The organism is Streptomyces sp. NPDC002232, assembly GCF_042890295.1.
Taxonomy (GTDB): Bacteria; Actinomycetota; Actinomycetes; order Streptomycetales; family Streptomycetaceae; genus Streptomyces.
In genome coordinates this window covers 742,085-755,397 of record NZ_JBIARV010000002.1, presented here as the reverse complement: position 1 = coordinate 755,397, position 13,313 = coordinate 742,085, and the positions used below count along the sequence as shown (strand labels likewise).

General features: G+C 72.8%; 10 protein-coding genes. 6 read left to right on the top strand and 4 right to left on the bottom strand.

Features of this window, described 5'->3' with window-relative positions; translation table 11 throughout:
• Positions 1-30: 30 nt before the first annotated feature.
• On the bottom strand, positions 31-753 hold the full coding sequence (locus ACFYXU_RS10205; protein WP_376508658.1) for an aquaporin: 723 nt from the start codon (positions 751-753) through the stop codon (positions 31-33).
• Between the two features lie 76 nt (positions 754-829).
• Here ACFYXU_RS10205 and ACFYXU_RS10200 point away from each other — a divergent pair, with 76 nt between their 5' ends.
• The 6 genes from ACFYXU_RS10200 (at position 830) to ACFYXU_RS10175 (ending at position 8,066) form a co-directional block, all read left to right on the top strand.
• Positions 830-1,321 carry a GNAT family N-acetyltransferase gene (locus ACFYXU_RS10200; RefSeq protein ID WP_389457266.1) on the top strand — a complete coding sequence of 164 codons (492 nt, stop codon included), beginning with the start codon at positions 830-832 and terminating at the stop codon, positions 1,319-1,321.
• Between the two features lie 89 nt (positions 1,322-1,410).
• Positions 1,411-2,250 (top strand): sirohydrochlorin chelatase, encoded by an 840-nt coding sequence (locus tag ACFYXU_RS10195; RefSeq protein ID WP_389457265.1) that lies wholly within the window; start codon positions 1,411-1,413, stop codon positions 2,248-2,250.
• A gap of 35 nt (positions 2,251-2,285) precedes the next feature.
• Positions 2,286-3,602, top strand: a complete 1,317-nt coding sequence (locus ACFYXU_RS10190; protein ID WP_376508652.1) for a deoxyguanosinetriphosphate triphosphohydrolase — start codon at positions 2,286-2,288, stop codon at positions 3,600-3,602.
• Positions 3,603-3,759: 157 nt separating this feature from the next.
• Positions 3,760-5,019 carry an FAD-dependent oxidoreductase gene (locus ACFYXU_RS10185; protein ID WP_329855278.1) on the top strand — a complete coding sequence of 420 codons (1,260 nt, stop codon included), beginning with the start codon at positions 3,760-3,762 and terminating at the stop codon, positions 5,017-5,019.
• 29 nt (positions 5,020-5,048) lie between these two features.
• On the top strand, positions 5,049-6,941 hold the full coding sequence (gene dnaG, locus ACFYXU_RS10180) for a DNA primase (RefSeq protein WP_389457263.1): 1,893 nt from the start codon (positions 5,049-5,051) through the stop codon (positions 6,939-6,941).
• Between the two features lie 114 nt (positions 6,942-7,055).
• Complete coding sequence (locus ACFYXU_RS10175; protein ID WP_376508648.1) at positions 7,056-8,066, top strand: RNA polymerase sigma factor; 1,011 nt, start codon at positions 7,056-7,058, stop codon at positions 8,064-8,066.
• A gap of 50 nt (positions 8,067-8,116) precedes the next feature.
• Here ACFYXU_RS10175 and ACFYXU_RS10170 read toward each other — a convergent pair whose 3' ends face one another.
• The 3 genes from ACFYXU_RS10170 to ACFYXU_RS10160 form a co-directional block, all read right to left on the bottom strand.
• On the bottom strand, positions 8,117-10,045 hold the full coding sequence (locus ACFYXU_RS10170) for an ABC transporter ATP-binding protein (protein ID WP_329855282.1): 1,929 nt from the start codon (positions 10,043-10,045) through the stop codon (positions 8,117-8,119).
• Complete coding sequence (locus ACFYXU_RS10165) at positions 10,045-11,778, bottom strand: ABC transporter ATP-binding protein (protein WP_376508646.1); 1,734 nt, start codon at positions 11,776-11,778, stop codon at positions 10,045-10,047. The genes ACFYXU_RS10170 and ACFYXU_RS10165 overlap by 1 nt, the downstream gene beginning before the upstream one ends.
• A 75-nt stretch (positions 11,779-11,853) precedes the next feature.
• Positions 11,854-13,293, bottom strand: coding sequence for an FGGY family carbohydrate kinase (locus tag ACFYXU_RS10160; protein ID WP_389457260.1), 1,440 nt, complete (start codon positions 13,291-13,293; stop codon positions 11,854-11,856).
• Positions 13,294-13,313 lie beyond the last annotated feature (20 nt).

Below are 13,313 nucleotides of genomic sequence, written 5' to 3'. Positions count from 1 at the left end.
CGGGAACCTCCCTGGTTCGGCGGCGTTCTGTCACCCCGTCCGACGCGCGTCGGCGGCGTTCGGTTCACCGGCGGCCCGGTCTGTTCCGTACAACACACCGGCGAGGCCCATCCCGAGGAGCATGCCGAGCAGCTGGGCGGCGGCGAAGGCGGGCACGGACGCGGGGGCGATGCCGGTGAAGGAGTCGGAGAGGGAGCGGCCGAGGGTGGCGGCCGGATTGGCGAAGGACCCGGAGGAGGTGAACCAGATCGCCGCGCCGATGTATCCCGCGACGGCGACCGGGGCGAGGCCGGGCCGCCCGATGTGCCCGAGGCCCCGCACGACGAGCACGAGCCCGGCCGTGGCGACGGCCTCCCCGAGGAGCAGGTGCGGGGCGGTCCGCGGCTCGGTGGACCAGACGCCCGGCGCCCGCCCGAACATGGCCTCGGCGAGCAGGGCGCCGGTGACGGCCCCGGCGAGCTGGGCGGCGATGTAGACCAGCACGTCGCGCCCGCCGCCCTCGCGCCGGCGTGACCACCACTCGGAGAGCGTGACGACGGGGTTGAAGTGGGCGCCGGAGAGCGGCCCGATGAGGACGATGAGCAGCCCGAGGCCGAGGGCGGAGGCGGCGGCGTTGGCGATCAGCCGGACGCCGATGTCCTGGCTGAGGGAGTCGGCGCGGATGCCGGAGCCGACGACGACGGCGACGAGGGCGGCGGTGCCGATGAACTCGGCTGCGGCGCGCCGGGGGAGCGCGGGCGGGGACATTCTCATAGTGGAAAAGATATTCCGTGATTCGGAATGAAAAAAGAGGGGAGGGGAGGAGGGTCAGCCCTCTACGATCCGGGGCATGATCATCGAAGACCTTGCCGTCCGCCGCGCGACCGCCGCCGACGCCACCGACGTGGCCGAGGTGTGGCTGCGCTCCTACGCCTCGGCGCTTCCGGGCGTGCGCCGGGCCCACACGGACGACGAGGTCCGGTACTGGCTGCGGGAGATCGTCGTCCCCGGCCAGGAGACCTGGGTGGCGACCGTCGACGGCTCGGTCGTCGCCATGATGGTGCTCGACGACGAGGACCTGGACCAGCTCTACATCGATCCGCCGTGGCGCGGCCACGGCATCGGCGACCGTCTCGTGGAGCTCGCCAAGCAGAGCCGGGCCGCCGGGCTGACGCTGTGGACGTTCCAGGTCAACGAGCCGGCCCGGCGCTTCTACGAACGCCACGGCTTCGTCGCCGCCGAGTACACCGACGGCCACCGCAACGAGGAACGCGAGCCCGACGTCCGCTACGTGTGGCGCCCGGACGGGACGGAGCTCCCCGACGGCGCGCAGGGGGCCTGACACCCTCCGCGCGGCGTCGGTGAGGTCACCGCAACCCGCCGTGACCCCCGCGCAACGGGCAGGCAATCTCCTCCGTCCAGGATCGGTCCATGACGGATGCGGACCGCACGTACGACAGCGCCGCCGGGCTCCTCGGCAGGATCACCGAGGAGCTCGGGACCCGGCTCGGCCACCTCCCCCGCCCCGGGACGCGCCCACCCGCGGACGCCGCTCCCACCCTCGTCGCCGTCGGCCACGGCAGCCGCGACCCGCGCGCCCGCGCGACCCTGGACCGCCTCCTCGAACGGGTCCGCGAGCTCCGCCCCGGCCTCGACGTCCGGCTCGCCCACCTCGGGCTGAACGCCCCGCTCCTCCCCGACGCCCTCACCCGGACCGCCGCCGACGGCCGGGACGCCGTCCTCGTCCCCCTCCTCCTCGCCCCCGGCCACCACGTCACCCACGACCTGCCCGCCGCCGCGGCCGCCGCCCCCGTCACCACCCGCGTCGCCGCGCCCCTCGGCGCCCACCCCCTCCTCGTCGAGGCCCTCGCCGACCGCCTCGCCGAGGCCGGCTGGACCCCCGGCGGGGGAGACGGCGTCGTCCTCGCCGCCGCCGGCTCCCGCGACCCCCGGTCCACCGCCGAGACCCGGCGCGTCGCCGCCCTGCTCGGCGAGCGCCTCGGCGGCGTCCCCGTCGTCCCCGCGTACGCCTCCGCCGCCGCCCCCACCGTCCCCGAGGCCCTCCGCGCGCTCGCCGCCCGGGGCCGCCACCGGGTCGCCGTCGCCTCCTGCTTCACCGCCCCCGGCCTCTTCGCGGCCCGCGCCGCCGCCGCTGCCCCCTGGCTCGCCTCCGCCCCGCTCGGCGACCACCCGGCCCTCGCCCGGCTCGTCCTGCACCGCTACGACCGGGCCCGCACCCCCCTCCCCGCGAGGGAACTCGCCGCCGTCTGAGCTCTTCTGTCGGTCCCTCCGGTTACCGTCGAGACATGGAAGGCATCGAGGACACCAAGGACAGCGCAGACCTCACCGGCACCCCCGGATACGACTCCGCCGCGACCGCGCGCTGGGCCGAGGAGCCCGACAAACGGCCCGAGCGCACCGCCTTCCAGCGCGACCGCGCCCGCGTGCTCCACTCCTCGGCGCTCCGCAGGCTCGCCGGCAAGACCCAGGTCGTCACCCCCGGCACCCGCGGCCACGCCTGGGACGCCAGCCCGCGCACCCGGCTCACCCACTCCCTGGAGTGCGCCCAGGTCGGCCGCGAGCTGGGCGCCGCCCTCGGCTGCGACCCCGACCTCGTCGAGGCCGCCTGCCTCTCCCACGACATGGGCCACCCGCCCTTCGGGCACAACGGCGAGCAGGCGCTCAACGACGTCGCCAAGGACTGCGGCGGCTTCGAGGGGAACGCCCAGTCGCTGCGGCTGCTCACCCGCATCGAGCCCAAGCGCTTCGTCAAGGACGCCGACGGGCAGCCCGTCAGCGTCGGGCTCAACCTCACCCGCGCCGCCCTCGACGCCGCCACCAAGTACCCCTGGGCGCGCGGCGGCCACCCCGAGGACCCCGGCTCGCCCAAGTTCGGCGTGTACGAGGACGACCTGCCCGTCTTCCAGTGGATCCGGCAGGGCGCCCCCGCCCACCGCAAGTGCTTCGAGGCCCAGGTCATGGACTGGTCCGACGACGTGGCCTACTCGGTGCACGACTTCGAGGACGGACTGCACGCCGGGCACATCGACCCCAACATGCTGTACGCCGAGCCGGAGCGCGCCGACGTCTTCGCCGTCGCCATCGGCCGCTACGTACCGGAGGACACCGACCCGCAGGAGCTCGCCGAGGCCCTCGACCGGCTCATGGACCAGGAGTGGTGGCCGCACGGCTACGACGGCTCGGCCGTCGCCCAGGCCCGCCTCAAGGACGCCACCAGCCAGCTCATCGGCCGCTTCTGCCTCGCCGCCGAGAGCGCCACCCGCAGCGCCCACGGCACCGGCCGCCTCACCCGGTACGCCGCCGAGCTCGTCGTCCCCCGCGCCACCCGCAACGAGTGCGCGGTCCTCAAGGCCGTCGCCGTCCGGTACGTGATGCAGCGCGCCGAGCAGGAGGCGCTCCGCGCCGACCAGCGGATCATCGTCGCCGAGCTCGCCGAGGACCTCGTCGCCCGCGCCCCCGACGGCCTCGAACCGCAGTTCCGGTCCGCCTTCGACGCCGCCCGCGACGACCGGGCCCGCAAACGCGTCATCGTCGACCAGATCGCCAACCTCACCGACGCCTCCGCCCTCGCCCTGCACGCCCGCCTCCGCGCCCCGCGCTAGGGCGTGTCTTGTCGATCAGGCCGGGCCCGCGGCCGGTGCGGCCCTCTTCCGTCGCCCCCCTCCGTACGGGACCCTCGCAGGCACGGCCCGGAGAGGTACGACGGGACGCACGCCCGGGGGCGTAGGTTGGAACCGGTCGCACAGAGGAGGAAACGACGTGGTCGACGCAGATCAGACCTTTGTCATCGTCGGCGGGGGCCTGGCAGGGGCCAAGGCGGCGGAGACCCTGCGCGCCGAGGGGTTCAACGGCCGGGTGATCCTCATCGGCGACGAACGCGACCACCCGTACGAACGCCCACCGCTCTCCAAGGGCTACCTGACCGGCGGCAAGGAACGCGACAGCGTCTTCGTCCACGAGGCCGCCTGGTACGCGGCGAACGACGTCGAGCTCCACCTCGGCCAGTCCGTCACCGCGATCGACCGCGAGGCCCGCACCGTCCGCCTCGGCGACGGCACCGTCATCCGCTACGACAAGCTGCTCCTCGCCACCGGCGCCGAGCCGCGCCGCCTCGACGTCCCCGGCACCGAGCTCGCCGGCGTCCACCACCTGCGCCGCCTCGCCCACGCCGACCGGCTCCGCCAGGTCCTCGCCGGCCTCGGCCGGGACAACGGCCACCTGGTGATCGCGGGCGGCGGCTGGATCGGCCTGGAGGTCGCCGCCGCCGCCCGCGGATACGGCGCCGAGGTCACCGTCGTCGAGGCCGACCCCACCCCGCTGCACCGGGTCATCGGCCCCGAGCTCGGCCAGCTCTTCGCCGACCTGCACACCGACCACGGCGTCCGCTTCCACTTCGGCGCCCGGCTCACCGAGATCGTCGGCCAGGACGGCATGGTCCTCGCCGTCCGCACCGACGACGGCGAGGAGCACCCGGCGCACGCCGTCCTCGCCGCGATCGGCGCCGCCCCCCGCACCGTCCTCGCCGAGAACTCCGGGCTCGCCCTCGTCGACCGGGCCGACGGCGGCGGCATCGCCGTCGACGAGTCCCTGCGCACCTCCGACCCCGACGTCTTCGCGGCCGGGGACGTGGCCGCGGTCCACCACCCGCTCCTGCGCACCCGGCTCCGCGTCGAGCACTGGGCCAACGCCCTCAACGGCGGCCCGGCCGCCGCCCGCGCCATGCTCGGCCAGGACGTCGCCTACGACCGGGTGCCCTACTTCTTCTCCGACCAGTACGACCTGGGCATGGAGTACTCCGGCTGGGCGCCCCCGGGCGCGTACGACCAGGTCGTCGTCCGGGGCGACACCGGCAAGCGCGAGTTCATCGCCTTCTGGCTCAAGGAGGGCCGGGTGCTCGCCGGCATGAACGTGAATGTGTGGGACGTCACAGGCCCCATCCAGGACCTCATCAGGGCCCGTACGGCCGTGGACCCGGAGGCCCTCGCCGACCCCTCCGTCCCCCTGGAGAGCCTGATCTGAAAGGGGTGGGACACCCGTAGACTTCATGCGTGGCAGGCAGGATCAACGATGACGACGTGAAGGCGGTACGGGACGCGGTCCCGATCGACGCCGTCGTGTCCGAGTACCTCCAGCTGCGCAACGCGGGCGGCGGAAACCTCAAGGGGCTCTGCCCCTTCCACGACGAGAAGTCGCCCTCCTTCCAGGTCAGCCCCAGCAAGGGACTCTTCCACTGCTTCGGCTGCCAGGAGGGCGGCGACACCATCGCCTTCGTGATGAAGATCGACCACCTCTCCTTCTCGGAGACGGTCGAGCGCCTCGCCGCCAAGGCGGGCATCACCCTGCGGTACGAGGAGGGCGGCTACAACCCCGGCCACCAGCGCGGGGAACGCATCCGCCTGATCGAGGCGCACAAGATCGCCGCCGAGTACTACGCCGGCCAACTCGACTCCGCGGAGGCCGAGATCGGCCGGAAGTTCCTCGCCGAGCGCGGCTTCGACCAGGCGGCGGCCGCCCACTTCGGCGTCGGCTACTCCCCGGCCGGCTGGGACCACCTCACCCGCTTCCTGCGCGGCAAGGGCTTCTCCGACAAGGAGCTGATCCTCTCCGGCCTCTCCCAGGACGGCCGCCGCGGCCCCATCGACCGCTTCCGCGGCCGCCTCATGTGGCCCATCAAGGACGTCGGCGGCGAGATCGTCGGCTTCGGCGCGCGCAGGCTCCGCGACGACGACAACGGCCCCAAGTACCTCAACACGCCGGAGACGCCGGTCTACAAGAAGTCCCAGGTGCTCTACGGCATCGACCTGGCCAAGAAGGACATCGCCAAGGTCAGCCGCGCCGTCGTCGTCGAGGGCTACACCGACGTCATGGCCTGCCACCTCGCCGGCGTCACCACCGCCATCGCCACCTGCGGCACCGCCTTCGGCGGCGACCACATCAAGATCCTCCGCCGCCTCCTCATGGACAACGGCTCGGCCCGCGTCATCTTCACCTTCGACGGCGACGCCGCCGGCCAGAAGGCCGCCCTGCGCGCCTTCGAGGACGACCAGAAGTTCGCCGCCGAGACCTACATCGCCATCGCCCCCGACGGCATGGACCCCTGCGAACTCCGCCTGGCCAAGGGCGACGAGGCCGTCGCGGAGCTCGTCCAGCCCCGCACCCCGCTCTTCGAGTTCGCCCTCCGCCAGATCGTCCGCCGCTACGACCTGGAGACCCCGGCGGGCCGCGCCGCCGCGCTCGACGAGGCCGCGCCGATCGTCGCGAAGATCAAGAACATCGCCTCCCAGCACGAGGTCGCCGTCCAGCTCGCCGGCATGCTCGGCATCCTCGACACCCAGTTCGTCGTCCGGCGCGTCGCCCAGATCGCCCGCTGGCAGCGCCAGGGCGGCGAGCGGAGCCCCGGCCGCCCGCAGCAGCCCCAGCGGACGTACGACACCCCCGCCCCGGCCGCCGGCCCCTCCGGCCCCGCGCTCCACCTGCGCAGCCCCGCCCACCGCACCGAGCGGGAGCTCCTCAAGCTCGCCCTCCAGCGGCCCGAACTGGTCTCCCCGGCCTTCGACGCCTACGGGGCCGACGAGTTCACCGCCGCGCCCTACGCGGCCGTCCGCCAGTGCGTCCAGGACGCGGGCGGCGCCACCGGCGCCCCCGCCGACTATCTCGACGCCGTCCGCCAGGCCGCCCCCGACGACTCCGTCCGGGCCCTCGTCACCGAGCTCGCCGTCGAGACGATCTTCGCCAAGACCGTCGACGAGGCCTACGCCGGCGACCAGCTCGTCACCGTCCGCCTCCGCGCCGTCGACCGCCGCATCCGCGACGTCCAGGGCACCCTGGCCCGCCTCGGCGCGAACGGCGACCCCGAGCGGCTCGCCGCCGTGCAGAACGAGCTGTGGGTCCTCACCCAGTACGGCCAGTCCCTCCGGAACAACGGCGCCGCCGGACTCTGACCCTCGGTCACGGTCCGGACTCAAAAAGTCACCGCACGCCCCTCGTGGCGGCGATGTGTCGTACCCCACACTGGGTGACGGAGCCATTCCGCCCCACCCTGGAGGTCGCCCGCCGTGCAGACCGAGATCCAGAGCACCACCCAGCCGGACGAGCAGGCCGAACCCGCCGAGATACCCGTCCAGCGCCGCCGCACCGGCGACCCCGGCGGCAACGGCCCCTCGTCCGACCTGTTCCGCCAGTACCTCCGCGAGATCGGCCGCATCCCGCTGCTCAGCGCCGAGGAGGAGGTCGACCTCGCCCGCCGCGTCGAGGCCGGGCTCTTCGCCGAGGAGAAACTCACCGGCACCCCCGACCTCGACAGCCGGCTCGCGCACGACCTGGACCGGCTCGTCGTCCTCGGCCGGATCGCCAAGCGCAAGCTCATCGAGGCCAACCTCCGCCTCGTCGTCTCCGTCGCCAAACGGTACGTGGGCCGGGGCCTGACCATGCTCGACCTCGTCCAGGAGGGAAACCTCGGACTCATCAGGGCCGTCGAGAAGTTCGACTACGCGCGCGGCTACAAGTTCTCCACGTACGCCACCTGGTGGATCCGCCAGGCCATGTCCCGGGCCCTCGCCGACCAGGCCCGGACCATCCGCGTCCCCGTGCACGTCGTCGAACTCATCAACCGGGTCATCCGCGTCCAGCGCCGCATGCTCCAGGAACGCGGCTACGAACCCACCGCCGAGGAGGTCGCCGCCCAGCTGGACCTGGCACCCGAACGGGTCGGCGAGGTCCTCCGCCTCGCCCAGGAACCCGTCTCGCTGCACGCGCCCGTCGGCGAGGAGGAGGACGTCGCCCTCGGCGACCTCATCGAGGACGGCGACGCCGCCTCACCCGTCGAGTCCGCCGCCTTCCTGCTGCTCCGCCGCCACCTGGAGGACGTCCTCTCCACCCTCGGCGAACGCGAACGGAAGGTGGTCCAGCTCCGCTACGGCCTCGACGACGGCAGGCCCCGCACCCTGGAGGAGATCGGCCGCATCTTCGGCGTGACCCGCGAACGCATCCGCCAGATCGAGTCCAAGACCCTGAACAAACTCCGCGACCACGCCTACGCCGACCAGCTCAGGGGCTACCTGGACTGACGAGGGGGCGCCCCGCCGGCCGGCGGGACACCCCCTCGGGCCGGGCCGGGTCAGTCGACCTCGGCGACCGCCTGCGCGAACTGCGCCGCGTACAGCCGGGCGTAGGCCCCGCCGGACGCCAGCAGCTCCTCGTGCGTGCCCTGTTCGACGATCGAGCCGTTCTCCATCACCAGGATCACGTCCGCGTCCCGGATCGTGGAGAGCCGGTGCGCGATGACGAAGCTCGTCCGGCCGTGGGCCAGGCGGGCCATCGCCTTCTGGATCAGGACCTCGGTGCGGGTGTCGACCGAGCTCGTCGCCTCGTCCAGGACGAGGATCACCGGGTCCGACAGGAACGCCCGCGCGATGGTGATCAGCTGCTTCTCGCCCGCGCTGACCCCCGCCCCGTCGTCCTCGATCACCGTGTCGTACCCCTCGGGCAGGGTCCGGATGAACCGGTCGGCGTGCGCGGCGCGCGCCGCCTCCTCGACCTCGGCGCGGGTCACCGGACGCGTCGCGCCGTAGGCGATGTTGTCCGCGATGCTGCCGCCGAAGAGCCAGGTGTCCTGGAGGACCATGCCGATGCCCTTGCGCAGCTCCTCGCGGGACATCCGCCCGACGTCCACCCCGTCCAGGGTGATCCGGCCGCCCGTCACCTCGTAGAACCGCATCAGCAGGTTCACCAGGGTGGTCTTGCCGGCCCCCGTCGGGCCGACGATCGCGACCGTCTGGCCCGGGTCGACGGTCAGCGACAGGTCCTCGATGAGCGGCTTGTCCTCCTCGTAGCGGAAGGACACGCCCTCCAGGGCCACCTTGCCCTTGAGGTCGACGGGCCGCTCGGCGGTCGGGGAGTCCGGCTCCTGCTCCTCGGCGTCGAGCAGCTCGAAGATCCGCTCCGCCGAGGCGACGCCCGACTGCACCAGGTTCGCCATCGACGCGACCTGGGTCAGCGGCATCGAGAACTGGCGCGAGTACTGGATGAAGGCCTGCACGTCACCGATGGAGAGGCTGCCGGTCGCGACCCGCAGACCGCCGACCACGGCCACCAGCACGTAGTTGATGTTCGAGACGAAGAACATCACCGGCTGCATCACACCGCTGTTGAACTGCGCCTTGAACCCGGCCTCGTACAGCGCGTCGTTCTGCTCGCGGAAGTCCCGCGCGGACTCCTCCTGCCGCCCGAAGACCTTCACCAGGGCGTGCCCGGTGTACATCTCCTCGATGTGCGCGTTGAGCGTGCCCGTGGACTTCCACTGCTGCACGAAGTGCGGCTGCGAGCGCTTGCCGATCTTCGCCGCGACGAACACCGAGACCGGCACCGTCACCAGCGCGACCAGCGCGAGCAGCGGCGAGATCCAGAACATCATGAAGAGCACGCCGACGATCGTGAGCAGCGAGTTGACCAGCTGCCCCATCGACTGCTGGAGCGTCTGCGAGATGTTGTCGATGTCGTTGGTCGCCCGGGACAGCACCTCGCCGCGCTTCGCCTTGTCGAAGTACGACAGCGGCAGGCGCGCCAGCTTCGTCTGGACGTCCTCGCGCATCCGGTAGACCGTCCGGTTGATCACCTTGATCGACATGCGGGTGGAGATCAGCATCAGCAGACCCGCGGCCACGTACACCGCGAGGACCCACAGCAGCACCGAGCCGACCGCGCCGAAGTCGATGCCGTGGCCGGGGGTGAAGTCGACCCCGGACAGCATGTCGGCCATGCCGCCGTCCCCGTCGGCGCGGAGCCGCTCCAGGGCCTGTGCCTTGGTCGCGCCCTCGGGCATGTTCCGCCCGACGACTCCCGCGAAGATCAGGTCCGTCGCCTTGCCGAGGATCTTCGGCCCGACCACGGAGGCCGCCACCGACAGCACGCCGGCGAGGAGCATCAGCCACAGCGCGCCGCGCTCGGGCGCCAGCTGCCGGAGCAGCCGCTTGCCCGAGCCCTTGAAGTCCATCGACCGCTGGTCGGGGCCGCCACCGGCCATCATGCGTCCGCCAGGACCGGCCATCAGGCTGCCTCCGCCTCGGTCAGCTGGGAGAGCACGATCTCCCGGTACGTCTCGTTCTCCGCCATCAGCTCCCGGTGCCGTCCGGTGCCCACGACCCGGCCCTCGTCGAGGACCACGATCCGGTCGGCCTCGCGGATGGTCGACACCCGCTGGGCGACGATCACCACGGTGGAGTCCGCCGTCTCCGCCGCCAGCGCGGCCCGGAGCAGGGCGTCCGTCTCGTAGTCGAGCGCGGAGAAGGAGTCGTCGAAGAGGTAGATCTCCGGCCGCTGCACGAGCGTCCGCGCGATCGCGAGGCGCTGCCGCTGCCCGCCGGAGACATTGGTGCCGCCCTGGGCGATGGGGGCGTTCAGACCGCCCTCCAGCTTGGACACGAAGTCCTTGGCCTGGGCGACCTCCAGGGCGTGCCAGAGCTCCTCGTCGGTCGCGTCGGGCTTCCCGTACCGCAGGTTCGTCGCCACCGTCCCCGAGAAGAGGTACGGCTTCTGCGGGACGAGTCCCACGGTCCGCGCCATCAGCGTCGCGTCCAGCTTCCGCACGTCCACGCCGTCGACGAGGACCTCGCCGCCGGTGGCGTCGAAGAGCCGGGGCACCAGCCCGAGCAGCGTCGACTTGCCGCTGCCCGTCGAACCGATGATCGCGGTGGTCTCCCCGGGCCGGGCGACCAGCTCCACGTCCTTGAGGACGGACTCCTCCGCGCCCGGGTACCGGAAGTCCGCGCTCCTGACCTCCAGGTGCCCGCGCCGGAGCAGCTTCGTCACCGGCTCGGCCGGCGGCACGACGCTGGTCTCCGTCCCGAGGACCTCCTCGATCCGCTCGGCGCAGACCTCGGCGCGCGGCACCATCATGAACATGAAGGTGGCCATCATCACCGCCATCACGATCTGCATCAGGTAGGCGAGGAAGGCGGTCAGCGCGCCGATCTCCATCCCGCCGCTGTCGATGCGGTGCGCGCCGAACCAGACCACGGCGACGCTGGAGACGTTCACGACGGTCATCACCGTCGGGAACATCAGCGCCATCAGCCGCCCGGTCGCCAGCGACACCTCGGTCAGCTCGCCGTTGGCGCCGCGGAAGCGCTCCTCCTCGTAGCCGTCCTTCACGAAGGCGCGGATGACGCGGTTGCCGGTGATCTGCTCGCGCAGCACCCGGTTCACCGTGTCGAGGCGCGTCTGCATGGTGCGGAAGAGCGGCCGCATCCTGCGCACGATCAGCGAGACGGCGACGCCGAGGACCGGCACCACCGCGAGCAGCACCCCGGACAGCGGGACGTCCTGGCCGAGCGCCATCACGATGCCGCCGACGCACATGATGGGCGCGGACACCATCAGCGTGAACGCCATCAGGACCAGCATCTGGACCTGCTGCACGTCGTTGGTCGTACGGGTGATCAGCGACGGCGCGCCGAAGTGCCCGAGCTCGCGGGCGGAGAAGGACTGCACCCGGTCGAAGACGGCGCCGCGCACGTCACGGCCGAGGGCCGAGGCGGTCCGCGCGCCGTAGTACACGGCCCCGATGTTGCAGACGACCTGGACGACGGAGACGCCGACCATCAGGGCGCCGAAGCGCAGGATGTAGCCGGTGTCCCCGTTGACGACGCCGTTGTCGATGATGTCGGCGTTCAGGGTCGGCAGGTAGAGGCTCGCGCAGGTCTGAAGGAACTGGAGCAGGACGAGCAGCGCGATGGGTTTTCGATACGGCCGCAGGTGGGTTCGGAGAAGTCTTATGAGCACGGCTCCTACTATCGCCCGCACCCCAGGAGCGTTACGACTCGGTTTCGGGGTGCGGGCGGAGCCCTGGGCAAGACTTTACGATCCGAACGCGCCCGGGTGGATCTGATCCCGCGTCGCCCCGTACTGCTGCCGCACCGCGCGCCCGGCGGACAGGTCGTCGCCCGGCTCCAGGATCTGCGCCACGGCGCCCTGCCAGGCCGGGGGAGCGGACGGGGACAGCGTGCCCCGCGCGACCCCGAGCGCCCAGGCGGCCTGCCGGGCCGCGCCGAGCGCCGCGTAGTCCGCCGGCTGGGGGACGACGACCTGGGCGCCGAAGAGCGCCGGAGCGAGGGCCTGCACGGCCGGCAGGGAGGCCGCCGCGCCGAGCAGGAAGACCCGCCGGACCTCGACGCCCCGGCCGCGCAGCACGTCCATGGCGTCGGTGAGCCCGCAGAGCATCCCCTCGAACGCGGCCCGCGCGAGGTGCTCGGGCTTCATCGACTCGCGCCGCAGCCCGCTCAGCGTGCCCGCCGCGTGCGGCAGGCCCGGGGTCCGCTCGCCCTCCAGATAGGGGAGCAGGACGAGCCCGGAGGCACCCGGCGTCGACTTGAGCGCCAGCGCGGACAGGTCCTCGAGGGACTCCACGCCCAGCATCTCGGCGGTGCCGCGCAGCGTCCGCACCGCGTTCGAGGTGGAGACGACCGGCAGGTACATGCCGGTGGCGTCGGCGAAGGAGGTGATCATGCCGGTCGGGTCGGCGAGGGCCTCGTGGTGCACGGCCATCACGGAGCCGGAGGCGCCCAGCGACACGACCGCGTCACCGGGGCCGAGCCCCAGGCCGAGCGCCGCGGCCATCGTCTCGCCGGTGCCGGCGGAGACGAGCAGGCCCTCGGGGGTGATGCCGGCCGCCTCGGAGGGCCCGAGGACCTCGGGCAGCACGGCCTGGTGGCCGAGGGCCAGCTCGACGAGGTCGGGGCGGTAGGTGCCGGTGCCGACGGACCAGTAGCCGGTGCCGGAGGCGGCGCCGCGGTCGGTGGTGCGGCGGGCGGGCCGGCCGAGGAGCTGCCAGACGAGCCAGTCGTGCGGCTGGAGGACCAGGGCGACCCGCTGGGCGTTCTCGGGCTCGCTCCGCGCCAGCCAGCGCAGCTTGGCGACCGGCTGTCCGGAGCCGGGCACGCCCCCGACGGCCTCGGCCCAGGCCTGCCGCCCGCCGAGCGACTCGACGAGGTCGGCGGCGGCGACCTGGGCCCGCTTGTCGTTGCGCACCAGCGCGGGACGCACCAGGCCGCCCTGGGCGTCCAGCGGCACGAGCCCGTGCTGCTGCGCGGAGACGCCGATGGCCTCCACGCCCTCCAGGAGGCCGCCGGTGGCGGCCTCCCCGAGCGAGAGCAGCCAGGTCTGCGGATCGACGTCGGCGGCCTTGGGTTCGCCGGGATGAGCGGCGTACCCCTGCCGCAGTACGGCACCCGTGTCCGTGTCACAGACGACGATGCGTGTGAACTCCGCAGAGCTGTCCAGTCCGGCGACTATCCCCATGACACATGATTCTGCCGCAC

Coding starts and splice junctions, on each gene's coding strand:
- ACFYXU_RS10200 (WP_389457266.1), top strand. CDS start 830: ATGATCATCGAAGACCTTGCCGTCCGCCGCGCGACCGCCGCCGACGCC.
- ACFYXU_RS10190 (WP_376508652.1), top strand. CDS start 2,286: ATGGAAGGCATCGAGGACACCAAGGACAGCGCAGACCTCACCGGCACC.
- ACFYXU_RS10160 (WP_389457260.1), bottom strand. CDS start 13,293: ATGGGGATAGTCGCCGGACTGGACAGCTCTGCGGAGTTCACACGCATC.
- ACFYXU_RS10195 (WP_389457265.1), top strand. CDS start 1,411: ATGACGGATGCGGACCGCACGTACGACAGCGCCGCCGGGCTCCTCGGC.
- ACFYXU_RS10205 (WP_376508658.1), bottom strand. CDS start 753: ATGAGAATGTCCCCGCCCGCGCTCCCCCGGCGCGCCGCAGCCGAGTTC.
- ACFYXU_RS10170 (WP_329855282.1), bottom strand. CDS start 10,045: ATGGCCGGTCCTGGCGGACGCATGATGGCCGGTGGCGGCCCCGACCAG.